This window comes from Streptomyces sp. TRM64462 (assembly GCF_013362995.1).
Lineage (GTDB): Bacteria > Actinomycetota > Actinomycetes > Streptomycetales > Streptomycetaceae > Streptomyces.
In genome coordinates, this window is the sequence record NZ_JABWDV010000173.1 from 1 (window position 1) to 19,405 (window position 19,405).

At 71.3% G+C, this 19,405-nt stretch carries 18 protein-coding genes; 9 read left to right on the forward strand and 9 right to left on the reverse strand.

The features are described 5' to 3' along the window. Positions 1 to 278 precede the first annotated feature (278 nt). The 5 genes from acs (at position 279) to HTZ82_RS07770 (ending at position 5,829) form a co-directional block, all read left to right on the forward strand. On the forward strand, positions 279 to 2,288 hold the full coding sequence (gene acs / locus HTZ82_RS07750; protein ID WP_175408555.1) for an acetate--CoA ligase: 2,010 nt from the start codon (positions 279 to 281) through the stop codon (positions 2,286 to 2,288). A 256-nt stretch (positions 2,289 to 2,544) separates the two neighbouring features. Continuing rightward, the gene (gene nhaA / locus HTZ82_RS07755; RefSeq protein ID WP_175408556.1) at positions 2,545 to 3,972 is read left to right on the forward strand and encodes a Na+/H+ antiporter NhaA; all 1,428 of its coding nucleotides are present in this window, start codon (positions 2,545 to 2,547) and stop codon (positions 3,970 to 3,972) included. 37 nt (positions 3,973 to 4,009) lie between these two features. Beyond that, positions 4,010 to 4,549: a phage holin family protein gene (locus tag HTZ82_RS07760; RefSeq protein WP_175408557.1), complete on the forward strand. Its 540-nt coding sequence runs from the start codon at positions 4,010 to 4,012 to the stop codon at positions 4,547 to 4,549. Next, positions 4,546 to 5,493 (forward strand): alpha/beta fold hydrolase, encoded by a 948-nt coding sequence (locus HTZ82_RS07765; RefSeq protein WP_175408558.1) that lies wholly within the window; start codon positions 4,546 to 4,548, stop codon positions 5,491 to 5,493. Before HTZ82_RS07760 ends, HTZ82_RS07765 begins: the two co-directional genes overlap by 4 nt. A gap of 156 nt (positions 5,494 to 5,649) precedes the next feature. After that, the gene (locus HTZ82_RS07770) at positions 5,650 to 5,829 is read left to right on the forward strand and encodes a hypothetical protein (protein ID WP_175408559.1); all 180 of its coding nucleotides are present in this window, start codon (positions 5,650 to 5,652) and stop codon (positions 5,827 to 5,829) included. Positions 5,830 to 5,984: 155 nt separating this feature from the next. Here the strand turns inward: HTZ82_RS07770 and HTZ82_RS07775 are convergent, their stop codons facing one another. The 3 genes from HTZ82_RS07775 to nth all read right to left on the reverse strand — a co-directional run bounded on the left by HTZ82_RS07775 (position 5,985) and on the right by nth (position 9,127). After that, positions 5,985 to 7,181: a MarP family serine protease gene (locus HTZ82_RS07775; protein WP_175408560.1), complete on the reverse strand. Its 1,197-nt coding sequence runs from the start codon at positions 7,179 to 7,181 to the stop codon at positions 5,985 to 5,987. A gap of 65 nt (positions 7,182 to 7,246) precedes the next feature. Continuing rightward, a complete protein-coding gene (locus tag HTZ82_RS07780; protein ID WP_175408561.1) occupies positions 7,247 to 7,987 on the reverse strand; it encodes a CoA pyrophosphatase in 741 nt (246 codons plus the stop codon). Between the two features lie 135 nt (positions 7,988 to 8,122). After that, complete coding sequence (nth, locus tag HTZ82_RS07785) at positions 8,123 to 9,127, reverse strand: endonuclease III (protein ID WP_175408562.1); 1,005 nt, start codon at positions 9,125 to 9,127, stop codon at positions 8,123 to 8,125. A 316-nt stretch (positions 9,128 to 9,443) separates the two neighbouring features. On the opposite strand from nth, the gene HTZ82_RS07790 reads away from it, so the two are divergent. Further along, complete coding sequence (locus tag HTZ82_RS07790; RefSeq protein WP_010473292.1) at positions 9,444 to 10,118, forward strand: Crp/Fnr family transcriptional regulator; 675 nt, start codon at positions 9,444 to 9,446, stop codon at positions 10,116 to 10,118. A gap of 131 nt (positions 10,119 to 10,249) precedes the next feature. On the opposite strand, the gene HTZ82_RS07795 is transcribed toward HTZ82_RS07790, so the two are convergent. The 5 genes from HTZ82_RS07795 to HTZ82_RS07815 form a co-directional block, all read right to left on the reverse strand. Next, positions 10,250 to 11,134 carry a prohibitin family protein gene (locus HTZ82_RS07795; protein WP_175408563.1) on the reverse strand — a complete coding sequence of 295 codons (885 nt, stop codon included), beginning with the start codon at positions 11,132 to 11,134 and terminating at the stop codon, positions 10,250 to 10,252. 102 nt (positions 11,135 to 11,236) lie between these two features. Further along, positions 11,237 to 12,067, reverse strand: a complete 831-nt coding sequence (locus tag HTZ82_RS07800; protein WP_175408564.1) for an MBL fold metallo-hydrolase — start codon at positions 12,065 to 12,067, stop codon at positions 11,237 to 11,239. Then, positions 12,064 to 12,957: an NUDIX hydrolase gene (locus HTZ82_RS07805; protein WP_175408565.1), complete on the reverse strand. Its 894-nt coding sequence runs from the start codon at positions 12,955 to 12,957 to the stop codon at positions 12,064 to 12,066. The genes HTZ82_RS07800 and HTZ82_RS07805 overlap by 4 nt, the downstream gene beginning before the upstream one ends. Positions 12,958 to 13,052: 95 nt before the next feature. Next, positions 13,053 to 13,526: a RidA family protein gene (locus HTZ82_RS07810; RefSeq protein ID WP_175408566.1), complete on the reverse strand. Its 474-nt coding sequence runs from the start codon at positions 13,524 to 13,526 to the stop codon at positions 13,053 to 13,055. Further along, positions 13,523 to 13,681, reverse strand: coding sequence for a DUF4177 domain-containing protein (locus tag HTZ82_RS07815; RefSeq protein ID WP_003991873.1), 159 nt, complete (start codon positions 13,679 to 13,681; stop codon positions 13,523 to 13,525). Before HTZ82_RS07815 ends, HTZ82_RS07810 begins: the two co-directional genes overlap by 4 nt. 82 nt (positions 13,682 to 13,763) lie before the next feature. Between HTZ82_RS07815 and HTZ82_RS07820 the strand changes: the two genes are divergently transcribed. Both HTZ82_RS07820 and HTZ82_RS07825 read left to right on the forward strand, forming a co-directional pair. Beyond that, positions 13,764 to 14,726: an ArsA-related P-loop ATPase gene (locus HTZ82_RS07820; protein ID WP_175408567.1), complete on the forward strand. Its 963-nt coding sequence runs from the start codon at positions 13,764 to 13,766 to the stop codon at positions 14,724 to 14,726. Next, entirely contained in the window at positions 14,723 to 16,210 is a 1,488-nt protein-coding gene (locus tag HTZ82_RS07825) for an ArsA family ATPase (RefSeq protein WP_254711699.1), read from the forward strand. The genes HTZ82_RS07820 and HTZ82_RS07825 overlap by 4 nt, the downstream gene beginning before the upstream one ends. Positions 16,211 to 16,222: 12 nt before the next feature. Here HTZ82_RS07825 and HTZ82_RS07830 read toward each other — a convergent pair whose 3' ends face one another. After that, a complete protein-coding gene (locus HTZ82_RS07830; protein ID WP_175408568.1) occupies positions 16,223 to 16,567 on the reverse strand; it encodes a WhiB family transcriptional regulator in 345 nt (114 codons plus the stop codon). Positions 16,568 to 17,005: 438 nt separating this feature from the next. Between HTZ82_RS07830 and HTZ82_RS07835 the strand changes: the two genes are divergently transcribed. Further along, positions 17,006 to 19,294 carry a transglycosylase domain-containing protein gene (locus HTZ82_RS07835; protein ID WP_175408569.1) on the forward strand — a complete coding sequence of 763 codons (2,289 nt, stop codon included), beginning with the start codon at positions 17,006 to 17,008 and terminating at the stop codon, positions 19,292 to 19,294. Positions 19,295 to 19,405: the final 111 nt, after the last annotated feature.

The window sequence follows — 19,405 nt, forward strand, 5'->3', positions numbered from 1 at the left end:
GCCCCGCGGGGTGACGACCCGGCCCCCCCGGCCGGTCAGGCCAGGCATCCCGGCCCCTTCACCACCGGGCCCAGGTGAACCAGGCCGCCGGGGTGGACGTGGAGGTGGGTGGTGGGCTCCTCCGCCTGCACCCGGGAGGAGGAGCCCACCGGACCACCGCACCGTCCCCGCCCATGGCCGCGCACGCGTTCCCGCGCGTGCGGATTCATCCACCAGCCTGAGAGGTCTAAACCAATGCCCGGGAAACCCTTGTCACCGGGGCATCCGGCTGGTGAGCTATGAGCCGGGACACATCGGACGCCCTGGGAATGGGAGATGTCGTGAGCAACGAGAGCCTGGCCAACCTTCTGAAGGAGGAGCGGCGGTTCGCGCCGCCCGCCGAGCTGGCCGCCCACGCCAACGTGACGGCGGACGCGTACGAGCAGGCCAAGGCGGACAGGCTCGGTTTCTGGGCCGAGCAGGCACGTCGGCTCAGCTGGGCCACCGAGCCGACCGAGACCCTCGACTGGTCGAACCCGCCCTTCGCGAAGTGGTTCGCCGACGGCACGCTCAACGTCGCGTACAACTGCGTGGACCGCCATGTGGAGGCCGGCCTCGGCGACCGGGTCGCCCTCCACTTCGAAGGGGAGCCGGGCGACAGCCGGGCCATCACCTACGCCGAACTCAAGGACGAGGTCTCCAAGGCGGCCAACGCGCTGACCGAGCTCGGCGTCCGCAAGGGCGACCGGGTCGCCGTCTACATGCCGATGATCCCGGAGGCGGCCGTCGCGATGCTGGCCTGCGCCCGCATCGGCGCCGCCCACTCCGTGGTGTTCGGCGGCTTCTCGGCCGACGCGATCGCCGCCCGTATCGAGGACGCCGACGCCAAGCTGGTCATCACCGCCGACGGCGGCTACCGGCGCGGCAAGCCGTCCGCGCTCAAGCCCGCCGTGGACGAGGCCCTCAACCGGGTCGACAGCGTCGAGCACGTGCTGGTGGTCCGCCGTACCGGCCAGGACGTGGCCTGGACCGAGGGCCGGGACGTGTGGTGGGACGACGTCGTCGGCCGCCAGTCCGCCGAGCACACACCCGAGGCGTTCGAGGCCGAGCACCCGCTGTTCATCCTCTACACGTCCGGCACCACCGGGAAGCCGAAGGGCATCCTGCACACCTCCGGCGGCTACCTCACCCAGGCGGCCTACACGCACCACGCGGTCTTCGACCTCAAGCCGGAGTCCGACGTCTACTGGTGCACCGCCGACATCGGCTGGGTGACGGGCCACTCGTACATCGTCTACGGGCCGCTCGCGAACGGCGCCACCCAGGTCATGTACGAGGGCACCCCGGACACCCCGCACCAGGGCCGCTTCTGGGAGATCGTGCAGAAGTACGGCGTCACGATCCTCTACACGGCGCCCACCGCGATCCGTACGTTCATGAAGTGGGGCGACGACATCCCCGCCAAGTTCGACCTGTCGAGCCTGCGCGTCCTGGGGTCCGTCGGCGAGCCGATCAACCCCGAGGCCTGGGTCTGGTACCGCGAGCACATCGGCGGCGGCCGCTGCCCGATCGTCGACACCTGGTGGCAGACCGAGACCGGCGCCATGATGATCTCGCCGCTGCCCGGAGTCACCGAGACCAAGCCCGGCTCCGCGCAGCGCCCGCTGCCCGGCATCGCGGCCACCGTCGTCGACGACGAGGCCAACGAGGTCCCGAACGGCGGAGGCGGCTACCTGGTCCTCACCGAGCCGTGGCCGTCGATGCTGCGCACCATCTGGGGCGACGACCAGCGGTTCCTCGACACGTACTGGTCCCGCTTCGAGGGCCGGTACTTCGCCGGGGACGGCGCCAAGAAGGACGAGGACGGCGACATCTGGCTGCTGGGCCGGGTCGACGACGTGATGCTGGTGTCCGGCCACAACATCTCCACCACCGAGGTGGAGTCGGCGCTGGTGTCCCACCCGAAGGTCGCCGAGGCGGCCGTCGTGGGCGCGGCGGACGAGACGACCGGCCAGGCCATCGTCGCGTTCGTCATCCTGCGCGGCGCGGCGGCCGTGGCGGAGGCCGAGCAGGACGGCCTCGTCGCCGATCTCCGCAACCACGTGGGCGCCACGCTCGGGCCGATCGCCAAGCCCAAGCGGATCCTTCCGGTGGCCGAGCTGCCGAAGACCCGTTCCGGCAAGATCATGCGCCGGCTGCTGCGGGATGTCGCGGAGAACCGCCAGCTGGGTGATGTCACCACGCTGACCGACTCCTCGGTCATGGACCTCATCCAGGCCAAGCTGCCCGCCGCCGCAAGCGAGGACTGACCCACCAGACCCACCAGCAGGGCCCACCAGCAGGGCCCGACGGCACCCTGAGGACACCCGGCGACAGCGCGCCGGGTGTCCTTTTTATGCATAAGGTGAACTTGGCCGCATTTGTCCTTGCGCCCTCCCGGTAGGGTATGGGGCGCATCAACAAAGCGATAAAAATCCAAGGGGCGCCGGGAAGTCTGGTCGGCACGTACTTCGTCATGTCCGTGCATCGGCATGTCCGCCGAGACCGACCGGAGGTCCCTTCATCGTGGCTGCGCCCAAGACGCCCAACACCACCGAGCGCAAGTTCCTCGGCCGGCTGTCCCTCCCCGAGCGGACCTTCGTCGCCGACGCGCTGCGCGCGGAGACCGTCGGTGGTGTCCTCCTGCTCGTCGCCGCCATCGCGGCACTCGTCTGGGCGAACACACCGCTGCGTGAGAGCTACGAATCCGTACGCGACTTCCACATAGGCCCGGCGGCGCTCGGCCTCGACCTGTCGATCCAGCACTGGGCCGCCGACGGCCTCCTCGCGATCTTCTTCTTCGTCGCCGGTATCGAGCTCAAGCGTGAACTGGTCGCGGGCGAGCTCCGCGACCCCAAGGCCGCCGCGCTCCCGGTCATCGCCGCGCTGTGCGGCATGGTCGCCCCCGCACTGGTCTACGTCATCGTCGCCACCAGCGGCGGCGGCTCGCTGGCCGGCTGGGCGGTGCCCACGGCCACCGACATCGCGTTCGCGCTCGCCGTGCTCGCCGTCATCGGCACCTCGCTGCCGTCGGCGCTCCGCGCGTTCCTGCTCACGCTCGCCGTCGTCGACGACCTCTTCGCCATCCTGATCATCGCGGTCTTCTTCACCAGCGACCTCAACTTCTACGCACTCGGCGGCGCCGTCGCCGGCCTGGTCGTCTTCTGGCTCCTGCTGCGCGCGGAGGTCCGCGGCTGGTACATCTACGTGCCGCTCGGCCTGGCCATCTGGGGCCTGATGTACAACAGCGGCGTCCACGCCACGATCGCCGGCGTCGCCATGGGCCTGATGCTGCGCTGCACCCGCCGCGAGGGCGAGAAGCACTCCCTGGGCGAGCACATCGAGCACCAGGTGCGCCCGCTGTCGGCCGGCTTCGCCGTACCGATGTTCGCGCTGTTCTCGGCGGGTGTCTCCGTCTCCGGCGGCGCGCTGGCAGACGTCTTCACGCGGCCCGAGACGCTCGGCGTCGTCCTCGGCCTGGTGGTCGGCAAGGCGTTCGGCATCTTCGGCGGCACCTGGCTGACCGCCCGCTTCACGCGGGCGCAGCTCAACCCGGACCTGGCCTGGGCCGACCTCTTCGCCGTCGCCACCCTCGCCGGCATCGGGTTCACCGTGTCGCTGCTCATCGGCGAGCTGGCGTTCGAGGGCGACGCGGCGCTGACGGACGAGGTGAAGGCCGCCGTCCTGATGGGCTCGCTGATCGCCGCGCTGCTCGCCACGGTCCTGCTGAAGCTCCGCGTACGGAAGTACCAGGCCCTCGTCGAGGTCGAGGAGCGGGACGAGGACATGAGCGGCGTCCCGGACGTGTACGAGGTGGACGACCCGGAGCACCACCGCCGGCTCGCCGAGATCTACGAGCGGAAGGCCGCCGAGCACCGGCGGCAGGCCGAAGAGAACCGGCGCCAGGCCGAAGACGCGGGGGCGGCGCGCAGGGAGGGCGACGGTCCGGCATGATCTGAGGTCGGACCGTAGAGGAGAGAGGGAGCTGGAGATGAGCGACCCCGCCGACAAGAGCGCGAGGCACGCCGCCGCGGCGTTCACCGAGACCGATCCACGAGTGACGGCCGGACTGAACGGCGCCGAGCGCAGCCTCGGTCAGCTGGTCGCCTCCGCGACCGCCGAGATGTCCGCCCTGGTGCACGATGAGATCGCACTCGCGAAGGCGCAGCTACGGCAGGACGTCAAGCGTGGAGTGGCCGGCAGCGTCGGTCTCCTGGCGGCGGCCGTGGTACTGATCTTCTCGCTGCCGATGCTGAGCTTCGCGCTCGCGTACGGATTCCAGGCCTGGACGGGCCTGCACCTCTCCGTGTGCTTCGTGCTGTCCTTCGCGGTGAACCTCGTCGTCGCCATCCTGCTCGCCGGGATCGGAGTGGCCTTCATGAAGAAGGCCAAGCAGGGCAAGGGCCCGCAGAAGACGGCCGCTTCGGTCAAGGAGACGGCGGCGGTGCTCCAGAACGCCAAGCCGCACCCGCGCCCCGACGGGCGTCCGGCCTTGGAGAAGGCCGAGCCTGTGGCACGCTCGTCCGTATGACCGTCCCTGAGAGCAACAGCGGCAGTACCGGCGCCCCCGGCCATCCCGTACGGATCGAGGGCCCCTGGACCCACCGTGACGTGGCCGCCAACGGGGCGCGCTTCCACATCGCCGAGCTGGGCGACGGCCCGCTCGTGCTGCTGCTGCACGGCTTCCCGCAGTTCTGGTGGACGTGGCGGCACCAGCTGACCGCGCTCGCCGACGCCGGGTTCCGGGCCGTGGCCATGGACCTGCGGGGCGTGGGCGGCAGCGACCGTACGCCGCGCGGCTACGACCCGGCGAACCTGGCGCTCGACATCACCGGCGTCGTACGGTCCCTCGGCGAGCCGGACGCGGCGCTGGTCGGCCATGACCTCGGCGGGTACCTGGCGTGGACGGCCGCGGTGATGCGGCCCAAGCTGGTGCGGCGGCTCGCGGTGTCGTCGATGCCGCACCCGCGGCGCTGGCGCTCGGCGATGCTCTCCGATTTCGCCCAGTCACGCGCCGGGTCGTACGTATGGGGCTTCCAGCGCCCGTGGCTGCCCGAGCGGCGGCTGGTCGCGGACGACGCGGCGCTGGTCGGGGAGCTGATCCGGGACTGGTCGGGGGCGTACGCACCGGACGACGAGACGGTCGGCGTGTACCGGCGGGCGATGACGATTCCGTCGACGGCGCACTGCTCGATCGAGCCGTACCGGTGGATGGTCCGTTCGATGGCCCGCCCGGACGGCATCCAGTTCAACCGGCGCATGAAGCGCCCGGTGCGCGTGCCGACGCTGCATCTGCACGGCTCCCAGGACCCGGTGATGCGGACCCGCAGCGCGGCCGGCTCGGGCGAGTACGTCGAGGCGCCGTACCGCTGGCGGCTGTTCGACGGCCTCGGCCACTTCCCGCACGAGGAGGACCCGCTGGCGTTCTCGACGGAGCTGGTCAACTGGCTCAAGGACCCGGAGCCCGACCGCTGAACGGCCGGCTGACGGCCCGGCTGACGGCCCGTCTGGCGGAAGGCACGGAAACCCGCAGGAACGGTTGTCCTACGAACAGCCAAATGCCCGGCGCATAGGCCAATTGGCCGTCCCCCGGGCGGTTACCGACCATGGGGCCCGGGCACACGTCGGGGTATGGGCTGGACGCACGACCATGTTGACGCCGCACGTAACCGCCGCTCCGCCGGCGCCGCGCCGACTCCGGAGAGGAGCGGCCCCCCGAGCCAGGAGCTGGACGCCCGCCTCGGCATCCCGCGCATCCTGCGCCGCAGGGCCCGCTGGGTGTCCGCGCGGCTGCGGCACCAACGCAGCTGAGCCCGGAGCACCGGCACCGGGCACCGTACGGGCTGAAAGCCGACGAGCCGAACGGGCCGAAGGCCGACGGCCGACGGCCGACAAGCCGAACGGGCCGACACGCCGACGGGTCGGCCTGACGGAGCGCCAGGCCACCGCCCGCACCACCACCATCCTCAGAGCGCGCAGCCCTGGCTGTCGACCTGCTGGTTGGCGCTCAGGCCGAGCGTGATGTCCTCGCGGATCTCGTCGACCGTCAGCGCGTAACCGGTGTTCGCGTCGTCCAGGGACCGCGCGAAGATGACGCCGTACACCTTGCCGTCCTCCGTCAGCAGCGGGCCGCCGGAGTTGCCCTGGCGGACCGTCGCGAACAGCGAGTACACATCGCGCCTCACCTCGCCGCGGTGGTAGATGTCGGGGCCGTTGGCGTTGATACGGCCCCGGACGCGCGCCGAGCGCACGTCGTACGCGCCGTTCTCCGGGAAGCCCGCCACGATCGCGCCGTCGCCGCTGCGGGCGTCGGACTCGGTGAACTGGAGCACCGGCGCCTTCAGGTCGGGCACGTCGAGTACGGCGATGTCGCGCTGCCAGTCGTACAGGACGACCGTCGCGTCGTACAGCTTGCCCTCTCCGCCTATCTGGACGGTCGGCTCGTCGACGCCGCCCACGACGTGCGCGTTCGTCATCACACGGCGCTCCCCGAACACGAAGCCCGTGCCCTCCAGCACCTTGCCGCAACTGCGCGCCGTCCCGACGACCTTCACGATCGACTGCTTCGCGCGCGCGGCGACGGGGCTGTTCGCGAGGGCCGGGTCGGGCGGGCGGACCTCCGTGATGGGCTCGTTGGCGAACGGGCTGAACACCTGCGGGAAGCCGTTCTTCGCCAGCACGGACTGGAAGTCCGTGAAGAGGTTGGACGACTGCGCGGGCATCACCGCCTCCACCCCGAGGAGGACCTTGGAGTTGCGCACCTCCTTGCTGAACGGCACGGCCGTCCGCGCCAGGGCCGAGCCGATCAACCACGCCACCAGCAGCATCGCCACCACGTTCACCAGGGCGCCCCCGGTGGCGTCCAGGGCGCGCGCGGGCGACCAGGTGATGTGGCGGCGCAGCTTGTTGCCCCAGTGGGTGGTGAGGGTCTGCCCGACCGACGCGAAGATCAGCACGACCGCGACGGCGACGATGGCGGCGGTCGTGGAGACCTCCGCGTCACCGGTGAGCGGCCCCCACACCAGCGGCAGCAGATAGACGGCGACGAGTCCGCCCCCGAGGAAGCCGATCACCGACAGGATGCCGACCACGAACCCCTGGCGGTATCCGACGATCGCGAACCACACGGCGGCGACCAGCAGCAAGATGTCCAGCACGTTCACCGTCATTAGCCTCGCAGATTCGTCTCCGGTCGCCCCGTGCGGCCGCGGCGCCAGCAGTCAGCCTGTCATGCACGCCAGTCGAGCGGGACCTGCTTCCCCTGGTCCCAGGGCACTTCCCAGCCCGCGTAGTGCAGGATCCGGTCGATCAGGCCGGCCGTGAACCCCCACACCAGCGCCGATTCGACCAGAAATGCCGGGCCTCGGTAACCGCTGGGGTGGATGGCCGTCGAACGGTTGGCGGGGTCCGTGAGATCCGCCACGGGGACGGTGAAGACCCGCGCGGTCTCGGCCGGGTCGACGGCGCCGACCGGGGTGGGGTCGCGCCACCATCCGAGTACGGGCGTGACGACGAAGCCGCTCACCGGGATGTAGAGGCGGGGCAGCACACCGAACACCTGTACGCCGGCGGGGTCGAGGCCCGTCTCCTCCTCGGCCTCCCGCAGCGCGGCGCGCAGCGGGCCGAGCGTGGCCGGGTCGCCGTCCTCGGGGTCTATGGCCCCGCCGGGGAACGACGGCTGGCCGGCGTGCGAGCGGAGGCTCCCGGACCGCTCCATGAGCAGCAGTTCAGGGCCGCGCTCGCCCTCGCCGAAGAGGATCAGCACGGCCGCCTGGCGGCCGCCTGTCTCGGGCGGCAGGAAGCGGCTGAGCTGCTCGGGCGCGATCGTCCGTGCCGACCGCACCACGGGCTCCAGCCATACGGGCAGCCCGTCGTCGCTCACGACCACCGGCGGGCCGCCGTCTCCGGGCCCGCGGTGCTCGTGCTCGGTGTCGGCGGAGCCCAAGGTCTCATGTCTCGCGCGCGTCATAGGCAGCACCCCCGGCTCTCACAACGTCTTCCGGCCACTGGTTCGTTCCATCGCCCGCCGGACGGCCGGCCGTCACCGCTCGGACCGCCACCCGCCCGGACAGTCACGCGCTCGGACCGCCACCCGCCCAGGCCGTCACCCGCCCAGGCCGTCGCCCGGCCCGTCGGCGGCCCCGACGGCGACCCCCGGGCCCGTACCCAGCGGGGGCGCGGGGCGGCCGGGGTAGTCGGGGGGCGGGGCGAGGCGCTGGCCGGGGTAGCCCCCCATCTCGTACTTGAGCAGCTTCTTCGCCTTCTCCGGGTCCGTCTCGCCCTCCCCGTACGCGGGGCAGAGGTGCGCGATCGGGCAGGCGCCGCAGGCGGGCTTGCGGGAGTGGCAGATACGGCGGCCGTGGAAGATCACGCGGTGCGACAGCATCGTCCACTCGGACTTGGGGAAGATCGCGCCGATCTCCTCCTCGACCTTCTCGGGGTCCTCCTGCTCGGTCCACTTCCAGCGCCGCACCAGGCGCCCGAAGTGGGTGTCGACCGTGATCCCCGGGACGCCGTAGGCGTTGCCGAGGACGACGTTCGCCGTCTTGCGGCCCACACCGGGGAGGGTGACCAGGTCGTCGAGCCGGCCCGGGACCTCGCCGTCGAAGCGGTCGCGCAGGGCGGTGGAGAGGCCGATCAGGGACTTGGCCTTGGCCCGGAAGAAGCCGGTCGGCCGGATGATCTCCTCCAGCTCCTCGGGCACGGCGGCCGCCATGTCCTCGGGCGTCGGGTACTTCGCGAAGAGCGCCGGGGTGGTCTGGTTGACCCGCAGGTCGGTGGTCTGGGCGGACAGGACCGTCGCGACCAGCAGCTCGAAGGGATTGCGGAAGTCGAGCTCCGGATGGGCGTACGAGTAGACCTCGGCGAGCTCCCGGTTGATCCGCCGGGCCCGCCGTACCATCGCGAGCCGCGACTCCGGCTTCGCCGCGACCGCCTTGGACGGCTTGGAAGCCTTGGAGGCCTTGGAAGCCGCCGCAGCGGCCTTCGCAGCGGCCTTCGGCGCGGCCTTGGACGTGGCCGCCCCGGCCTTCGACCCTGCCGCCCGTTTTGTCTGCTTTGCTGCCTTCTTGGTGGTTTTCCTGGCCGTACCCGCCGGCTGTTCGCCCACAGCGGAATTCTGTTCCCCGGACACTCTCCCGGCCCCCTCGGCCTGCGCTCTCACCGGCGAATTGGACACCCGGCCAGCCTAAGCGCCGCCACCGACATCCGCCCTGGGCACGGGCGATGAGGACCCAATCGGGCCCCTGCCGTACGGACACGCGTACCCGTACGTCAAACTTGTTGTGATTGATCGCACGACGATTAACCTGCCGAAGCCGGTCCGCCGGGAGCCCGCCGCGCGCAGCGTCCCCCGGACGAGCAACGCACCGTCCGGCATCATGGGGACCAAACGTCCCTGAGCAGGTCGACATAGGAGAGAACTCGTGGACGACGTTCTGCGGCGCGCCCCGCTCTTCGCGGCGCTCGATGACGAGCAGGCCGCGGAGCTCCGCGCCTCGATGAGTGAGGTGACGCTGGCCCGTGGCGACGCGCTCTTCCACGAGGGCGACCCGGGTGACCGCCTCTACGTGGTCACGGAAGGCAAGGTCAAGCTCCACCGCACCTCCCCCGACGGCCGCGAGAACATGCTCGCCGTCCTCGGCCCCGGTGAGCTCATCGGTGAGCTGTCCCTGTTCGACCCGGGTCCGCGTACGGCCACGGCGACCGCGCTGACCGAGGTCAAGCTGCTCGGCCTCGGCCACGGCGACCTCCAGCCCTGGCTGAACGCCCGCCCCGAGGTCGCGTCGGCGCTGCTGCGCGCCGTCGCCCGCCGCCTCCGCAAGACCAACGACCAGATGTCCGACCTGGTCTTCTCCGATGTCCCCGGCCGTGTCGCGCGGGCGCTCCTCGACCTGTCGCGCCGCTTCGGCGTGCAGTCGGAGGAGGGCATCCACGTGGTGCACGACCTGACCCAGGAGGAGCTGGCCCAGCTCGTCGGCGCGTCGCGCGAGACCGTCAACAAGGCGCTGGCCGACTTCGCGGGCCGCGGCTGGCTGCGCCTGGAGGCGCGCGCCGTGATCCTGCTGGACGTGGAGCGCCTCGCGAAGCGCTCCCGCTGACCAGAGGCGCGAAGCGCGAGAAGCACGACGAGGGGGCCGCCCCGCAGCAACCTGCGGGACGGCCCCCTCGTCGCGACCTCAGCACCTCAGTACCTCCGTACCTCAGCACCTCAGCGCGTCACGTCGGTACGTCAGTCCTTCTTGCCGTCCACGATCACCGGCGTCCCGCTCCCGGCGCCGCACGGCACGGCGTACACCGGGTTCTTCGCGGCGGCCTCCTTGTAGGCCTCGATGCACTGGTTGAGCAGGACCTTGTCGCTCAGCGAGTCGTTGAGGATCTTGTTGGCCTTGGCGATGCCCTCGGCCTCGATCCGCCGGCGCTCCGCCTCCGCCGTGGCCGTGCGGGCGGCCTCCTGCGCGCGCTCGGTGGCCTGCTGCTGCTGGATCTTGCGGTCGATCTGGTCCTGGAGCTGGTCCGACGGCTTCACGTTCCGCAGGTTCACGGTCGTCACGTCGATACCGCGCGGGGCCAGGCGCTCCTTGACCAGCTCGGCGATCTCGGCGTTGATCTTCTCGCGGGCCGAGGAGTAGCCCTCCTCGCTGGTGTGGCGCGCGAAGACGTTACGGACGATCTCCCGGCTGTCCGGGAACACGAGACGCTGCTGGATGGCGGCCTCGTTGCCGGCGAGCCGGTACAGCTCCACGGCCTTGGACGGGGCGACCGCCCACTTGACCGTGACCTCGACGTACATGACACCGCCCTGCGAGGAGCGGACCTCGACCACGTCCTTGTCGGACAGGTTCAGGTCCACCGGGCGCGTCGAGAACGTGGTCACCGTCGTGAACGGCGACACGACGTTGACGCCGGGCGACATCGGCGTCCCCACCTTGCCGAACGTCACGGGCACCCCGACCTCGTACGCGCTGACGATGTGCAGACAGCTCGCGAGCCCCGCGAACAGACCCGCGATCAGCGCGCCGACCGCGCCGAGCCGGAAGGCGGTGCGGCCGTCGGAGCGCCCGACGAAGTACAGCACCACCGCGGCGATGAGCAGCAGGATGGACAGGACAAACACGAAGATCCCCCCGTTGGAGCGACAGCAGATGTAAAGGGAGGGTAAAGCATGGCGTGTCGCCTGGAACCTGCCGCGTTGTCGCGGATCCGTACCGACTTCGCTTCAGATCAGGCCGTGTTCCGCGAGGTACTCCAGCTGCGCCCGCACGGACAGTTCGGCGGCCGGCCACAGGGACCGGTCGACGTCCGCGTACACATGCGCCACGACCGCTTCCGGCGTCGTGTGCCCGTCCTCCACGGCCGTCTCGACCTGCGCGAGCCGGTGCGCGCGGTGCGCCAGGTAGAACTCGACCGCGCCCTGGGCGTCGTCCAGTACGGGCCCGTGGCCCGGCAGCACGGTGTGGACGCCGTCGTCGACGGTCAGCGAGCGCAGCCGCCGCAGCGAGTCCAGGTAGTCCCCGAGCCGCCCGTCCGGGTGCGCCACCATCGTCGTGCCGCGACCGAGGACCGTGTCACCGGTCAGCACCGCCCGGCAGGCCGGCAGATGGAAGCTGAGCGAGTCCCGGGTGTGGCCGGGCGTCGGTACGACGCGCAGCTCCAGGCCGCCGACCTCGACGACCTGCCCGGCGGCCAGCCCCTCGTCTCCGAGCCGCAGCGCCGGGTCCAGGGCCCGTACGGTCGTCCCCGTCAGCTCCGCGAACCGCGCGGCGCCCTCGGCGTGGTCGGCGTGGCCGTGCGTGAGCAGCGTCAGGGCGACGCGCTTGCCGAGGCGCTCCGCCGTGTCCCGTACGCGCGCGAGGTGCCCCTCGTCCAGCGGGCCCGGGTCGACGACGACCGCGAGGGCGGAGCCGGGCTCCGAGAGGATCCAGGTGTTGGTGCCGTCCAGGGTCATCGGGGACGCGTTCGGCGCCAGGACGTTGACGGCGCGCTCGGTGGCGGGCCCGGAGACCACGGCGCCGCGCGGTCGGCCCGGCAGGGCGGCGGCGTCGGTCATACGTCACCACCTCCGGCAGCAGATGCCGCGCCGGGCACGTGCTTGGTGAACTCGTCGTGGCCCGGCCAGCTCAGCACCACCTCGTCCCCCTCCAGTCTCGCCCGCGCCAGCACCGGCGTCATGTCCTGCCGCGCGGCCGCGTCGAGAGCGGCGAGCGGGGTGCCGTACGCGGTGAGGGTACGCAGCGTGGCGATGGTCGGCGGCATCATCAGCAGCTCGCCCCGGTCGTACCCGGCCGCCGCCTCCTCCGGGCGGATCCAGACGGTCCGGTCGGCCTCCGTCGAGGCGTTCCGGGTGCGCTGGCCGCTCGGCAGGGCGGCCACGAAGAACCAGGTGTCGTAGCGGCGCGGCTCGAACTCGGGGGTGATCCACCGGGCCCACGCGCCCAGCAGGTCGGAGCGCAGCACCAGGTCACGGCGGTCCAGGAACTCCGCGAACGGCAGTTCGCGGGCGACCAGGGCGGCGCGGTCGGCCTCCCAGTCGTCGCCGGTGGTGTCCCCCACGACCGTGTCCGGCGTCGGCCCGGCCAGCAGGACGCCGGCCTCCTCGTACGTCTCGCGGACCGCCGCGCAGACGATCGCCTGCGCCTCGGCGGGCGTGGCGACGCCCAGGCGCTCCGCCCATGCGGCGGGCGTGGGGCCGGCCCACCGTACGGGCTGCTCGTCCCGCGGGTCGACGCCGCCGCCGGGATAGGCGTAGGCGCCGCCCGCGAACGCCATGGACGTGCGGCGGCGCAGCATGTGCACCTCGGGGCCCCGGCCGGGCGCGGACCCGTCGCGCAGCAGCATGACGGTCGCGGCCCGCCGGGGCGTCACGGGTGTCAGCTCGCCGGCCGCGAGAGCGCGGATGAGACCGGGCCATTCGGGTGGGTACCACTGACCATTGGGCATGGCCGGAGCCTATGCGGATCCGCGTTGATGTTCGAGAGCTGATCCGCGGACCCCGCTCGGCTCAGCGCGCGGGGTCCGCGCTCCCACGCAGGGGGTTACGCCTCCGGCTCCAGCTCCACCAGGAGCTCGACCTCGACCGGCGCGTCCAGCGGCAGTACGGCGACACCCACGGCGCTGCGCGCGTGCACGCCCTTGTCGCCGAGTACCTCGCCCAGCAGCTCGCTCGCGCCGTTCAGCACGGCCGGCTGCCCGGTGAAGTCGGCCGCCGATGCGACGTACCCGACAACTTTGACTACTCGTGCGATACGGTCCAGGTCGCCCGCGACCGACTTCACGGCGGCCAGAGCGTTGAGCGCGCAGATCCGCGCCAGGTCCTTGGCCTCCTCGGGCGTGACCTCGCCGCCGACCTTGCCGGTGACCGGAAGCTTGCCCTCCACCATCGGCAACTGGCCCGCCGTGTACACGTGCACCCCGGACCGCACGGCCGGCTGGTACGCGGCCAGCGGCGGCACGACCTGCGGCAGCGTCAGCCCGCGCTCCGCGAGGGCCGCCTCGACGCGCCCGGTCACTGCTTCTCCCGCTTGAGGTACGCCACGAGCTGCTCGGGGTTGTTCGGGCCGGGGACGACCTGGACGAGCTCCCAGCCGTCCTCGCCCCAGGTGTCCAGGATCTGCTTGGTCGCGTGCACGAGAAGGGGCACGGTCGCGTATTCCCACTTGGTCATGGGCCGACTGTATCCGCTCGCCCGGCGGCCCCAGGGGCAGCCTCCTGCGTGGGCGGCGGCACGACTGGTTACGCTCGCCTGTGTGAGCAGGCTCCAGGTCGTCAGCGGCAAGGGCGGTACCGGTAAGACGACGGTCGCCGCCGCCCTCGCGCTCGCCCTCGCCACGGAGGGCAGGCGGACCCTTCTGGTGGAGGTCGAAGGCAGACAGGGCATCGCACAGCTCTTCGAGACGGAGGCGCTTCCGTACGAGGAGCGCAAGATCGCCGTCGCGCCCGGCGGCGGGGAGGTGTACGCGCTCGCCATCGACGCCGAGCGGGCGCTGCTCGACTACCTCCAGATGTTCTACAAGCTGGGTGCGGCCGGGCGGGCGTTGAAGAAGCTGGGCGCCATCGACTTCGCGACGACGGTCGCCCCGGGCGTACGGGACGTGCTGCTCACCGGCAAGGCGTGCGAGGCGGTGCGCCGCAAGGACAAGGGCGGCCGCTTCGTCTACGACCACGTCGTCATGGACGCCCCGCCCACGGGCCGGGTCACGCGCTTCCTGAACGTCAACGACGAGGTGGCCGGCCTGGCCAGGATGGGACCGATACACCATCAGGCGCAGGCGGTCATGCGGGTGCTGAAGTCGCCCGAGACGGCCGTGCACCTCGTGACGCTGCTGGAGGAGATGCCGGTCCAGGAGACCGCGGACGGCATCGCCGAACTGCGCGCCGCCGAGCTGCCGGTGGGCGACGTCATCGTGAACATGGTCCGCCCGCGGGTCTTCGACGAGGACGCGGTACGGGCCGCCGCCGGCGACCAGCGGGACGGCATCGCGCGCGCCCTGGCGGCGGCCGGGCTCACCGACCCGGACGGGCTGGTCGGCCCGCTCCTCAACGAGGCGGCGGAGCACGCGCGCCGCGTGGAGCTGGAGCGGGAGCAGCGGGACGCGCTCGCGAAGCTGGACGTCCCGGCGTACGAACTGCCGTTCCTCGGCGAGGGCGCGGACCTCGCCGGCCTGTACCGGCTGGCGAAGGAACTACGGAAGCTCGGGGTGGGCGCATGACGGCCACGGAGGCGACGACGCACGAACCCGCGCCGGGGCGGGGTCAGAGGCCTGGGACCGAACACGGGTCCGACTCCGGGACCGGGACCCGGATCGGGACCGGGACCCGGATCGGGACCGGGCCACGGACCGGGACCGGGCCACGGACCGGGACCCCGACCGGGTCCGAGGCGGCGCTGGAGTCCCCCCGCCTCGCGGTCGACCCGCTGCTCGACGACCCGGCGACGCGCATCGTCGTGTGCTGCGGGGCGGGCGGCGTCGGCAAAACGACGACGGCGGCGGCCCTGGGGGTACGGGCGGCGGAGCGCGGCCGGAAGGTGGTCGTCCTGACCATCGACCCGGCCCGCAGGCTGGCCCAGTCCATGGGCATCGACGAGCTGGACAACACACCCCGCCGGGTACCGGGCACACGGGGCGACGGCGAGCTGCACGCCATGATGCTGGACATGAAGCGCACGTTCGACGAGATCGTCGAGGCGCACGCGGACCCGGAGCGGGCCCGCGCGATTCTGGCGAACCCCTTCTACCAGTCCCTGTCGGCCGGCTTCGCGGGCACGCAGGAGTACATGGCGATGGAGAAGCTGGGGCAGCTACGCGCGCGTGAGGCCTGGGACCTGATCATCGTGGACACGCCGCCGTCCCGCTCGGCACTGGACTTCCTGGACGCGCCGAAGCGGCTGGGGTCGTTCCTGGACGGGAAGCTCATCAAGGTGCTGATGGCGCCGGCGAAGGTGGGCGGCCGGGCCGGGATGAAGTTCCTGAATGTCGGTATGTCGATGATGACCGGGACGCTGGGCAAGCTGCTGGGGGGTCAGCTGCTGCGTGACGTACAGACCTTCGTGTCCGCGATGGACACGATGTTCGGCGGGTTCCGTACGCGGGCGGACGCCACGTACCGGCTGTTGCAGGCGCCGGGGACGGCGTTCCTGGTGGTGGCCGCGCCGGAGCGGGACGCGCTGCGGGAGGCGGCCTACTTCGTGGAGCGGCTCGCCGCGGAGGACATGCCCCTGGCGGGGCTTGTCCTGAACCGCGTGCACGGCAGTGGCGCCGCCCGGCTCTCCGCCGAGCGGGCGCTGGCCGCCGCGGAAAATCTTGACGAGGGCCGCATTGTGGATCAGGGCGCCGGGCAGACTGGTGTGGGCGGACCGGGCGCCGTTCTCCCCCAGGCCCCGACCGAGACCCAGGCTCAGGCCCAGACCAAGGCTCCTGCGCCCCGTACCACCACCACACCACCACCACCGCCCGAAGCGGTCGATGCCCGCTCGCGCCCCGGGGCGTCACCCGCCGTGGCGGAGCTGACGGCGGGTCTGCTGCGCCTCCATGCGGAGCGGATGCAGGTGCTCGCGCGCGAGCAGCGAACGCGCGACCGCTTCACCGCGCTCCACGCCGACGTACCGGTGGCCGAAGTGGCCGCCCTGCCCGGGGACGTGCACGACCTCGCGGGCCTGCGGGCCATCGGTGACCGGCTCGCGACCGGAGGGTGAGCACGACGGGGGTCAGCCCACCGCGGCGTACGTCTCGTAGGTCTCGTCGTCGTTGAGTGCGACGGGCAGGATGCCCGCGCTCCGCTCGTACTCGGTACGCGCGGTCTCCAGGAGCCGGCGCCACGAGGTGACGGTCGGCCGGCGGCGCAGCAGCGCACGCCGCTCGCGCTCCGTCATCCCGCCCCACACGCCGAACTCGACGCGGTTGTCGAGCGCGTCGGCCAGGCACTCGGTCCGCACCGGACATCCGGTGCACACCGCCTTGGCCCTGTTCTGCGCCGCTCCTTGTACGAACAGTTCATCCGGATCGGTAGTGCGGCAGGCCGCCTGCGCACTCCAGTCAGCTACCCAGCCCATGCCGGCGCCGTCCTCTCCCGAATCGAGGCTCCCCCACGGCGGCAGCGGCATATTCACCGCTGCCAGTTGAGGACGTTACGGAAGGCGGAGACAGCGCAACACCCCCTTCGGGCCCAATCTTGAATGGCCCGAACGGACTATGCGTACGCGGCAGATCACCCAGGGGAGTGACCGATAGACATACAAGATGAAGTACTCGAATCAGGGCAATTTACTTACGCCACACAGGGCACACCCTGACACACAGCACGAAAACGGACAGCGAGCCACGCGCCCCGTGAACACGGGAGAGGGGGAGGGACGTAGTACCAGGGGGCGGTACGAGGACGGTGCTCGTGTCGCGGCAACACCACTGCAGCGCAACTGCTGTGACAGTTGTGACCAGCTTAGGCCAAGGGATATACGCGTGTCCGGCGAATGAGAACGTAGGCTTTCCCCATGCCAAAGAAGCGCTCCGGCGGTGGTCTGACCCGGACCCAGCAGGCCGCCAAATTCCTCGGTGTCAGCGTGCTCTCGGGAGTCGTCCTCGCGGGTATCGCCCTGCCCGCGGCGGGGGCCTTCGGGCTCGCGGCGAAGGGGACGGTCGAAGGGTTCGACGAGATCCCCGCCGACCTGAAGCGACCGCCGCTGAGCCAGCGCACGACGATCCTCGACGCGAAGGGCGGGCTGATCGCCACCGTCTACTCGCGCGACCGCAAGGTCGTACCGCTGGAGGAGATCTCCCCGTACCTGCAGAAGGCGATCGTCGCCATCGAGGACTCGCGCTTCTACGAGCACGGTGCCGTCGACGTCAAGGGCGTGCTGCGCGCGCTCAACCGCAACGCGCAGGACGGCGGCGTCACCCAGGGCGCGTCGACGCTGACGCAGCAGTACGTGAAGAACGTCTTCGTCGAGGAGGCCGGCGACGACCGCGAGAAGTTCGCGCAGGCCACGCAGCAGACCCTGGGCCGCAAGATCCAGGAGCTGAAGTACGCGATCCAGGTGGAGAAGGAACTCGGGAAGAAGAAGATCCTCGAGAACTACCTCAACATCACCTTCTTCGGGCAGCAGGCGTACGGCGTCGAGTCGGCCGCCGAGCGCTACTTCTCCAAGCGGGCCAAGGACCTCACGCTGGAAGAGTCGGCCATGATCGCCGGCCTCGTCCAGTCGCCCAGCTCGTACAGCCCGCTCAACGACCTCCCGGCGGCCACCCAGCGCCGCAACATCGTGCTGCAGCGCATGGTCGCCGTGGGCGACATCAGCCAGGCCGAGGCCGACCGCGCGAAGGCCACACCGATCAAGCTGAAGGTCACCCAGCCGAAGAACGGCTGCATCACGGCGCGTGACGGGGCCGGCTTCTTCTGCGACTACGTCCGCGCGGTCTTCCTGTCGGACAAGGTCTTCGGCGAGACCCGCGAGGACCGCGCCAAGATCTGGAACCGCGGCGGCCTCACCATCCGTACGACGCTGGACCCGCAGGCGCAGCGTGCGGCACAGGAGTCCCTGAAGGACCACGTCTACCAGACCGACAAGGTCGCGGCGGCGATCACGATGGTCCAGCCGGGCACCGGCAAGATCCTCGCGATGGGCCAGTCCAAGCCGTACGGCTTCGGCAAGAACGAGACGCAGATCAACTACTCGGTCAACAAGGGGATGGGCGGCTCGAACTTCGGCTTCCCGACCGGTTCGACCTTCAAGCCGTTCGTGGCCGCGGCCGCCATCGAGCAGGGCAAGCCGCCGACGCAGGTGTACCCGTCGCCGTACAAGATGCCGTACCCGGACTCGGTCCAGTCGTGCAGCGGCAAGCCGTGGAAGAACATCGGCGGCGACACGGTCGAGAACGAGAACGAGTCGGAGGTCGGCCCGTACGACCTCAAGGACGCGATGGCGATGTCCGTCAACACCTACTTCGTGCAGATGCTCGCCGAGGTCGGCATGTGCCCGGTCGTCGAGACGGCCGACAAGCTCGGCGTGGTCATGGGCAACGACAAGAAGCTGCCCGAGAACCCGTCCGCGCTGACGCTGGGCTCGCAGGGCATGTCGCCGCTGACGATGGCCGGCGCGTACGCGGCCTTCGCGAACCGCGGCACGTACTGCACGCCGACCGCGATCGAGTCGATCAGGACCGCCGACGGCACGACCCTGAAGGTGCCGCGGACCAAGTGCGGCAAGGCGATGAGCGAGCGGACCGCGGACACGATCAACACGCTGCTGCGCGGTGTGATCGACTCCGGTACGGGCCGGCAGGCCGGTCTCGAGTCCCGCGACAGCGCGGGCAAGACGGGTACGACGGACAGCCGCCGCAACGCGTGGTTCGTCGGCTACACGCCGAACCTGTCCGGCGCCGTCTGGGTGGGCAGCCCCACGCAGGAGGTGAAGATGGAGGCCATCACCATCGGGGGCGAGTACCACCCGAAGGTCTTCGGCGGCCAGGTGCCGGGCCCGATCTGGAAGGACGCCGTGTCGGGCGCCCTGGAGGGACACCCGAACCCGCGCTTCACCACGGTCCACATCCCGGACGCCCCGAAGCCCCAGGACCCGGACCGCGGCCGGGGCGACGACAAGCCGGGCCGCACGAACGGCGGCGGCGGTAACGGGGGCACGGTGGGCGGCCTGATCGGCGGCGGGACCACCGGCGGCGGCGACACGGACCCGTTCCCGGGCGTCTCCATCCCGCCGGACCTGATCACCGGCGGCGCCAACGGGAATGGCGGCAACGGGAACGGCAACGGCGGCTGGGGCCGCTGACGCGGGCCTGAACACCAACGGGAGAGGGCGGCCACCAGGCAGGTGGCCGCCCTCTTGCTGCTGCGGGGCTCGGCGCGGGGGTGCCTTCGGGCCCGGCGCGGTCCGGCGCGG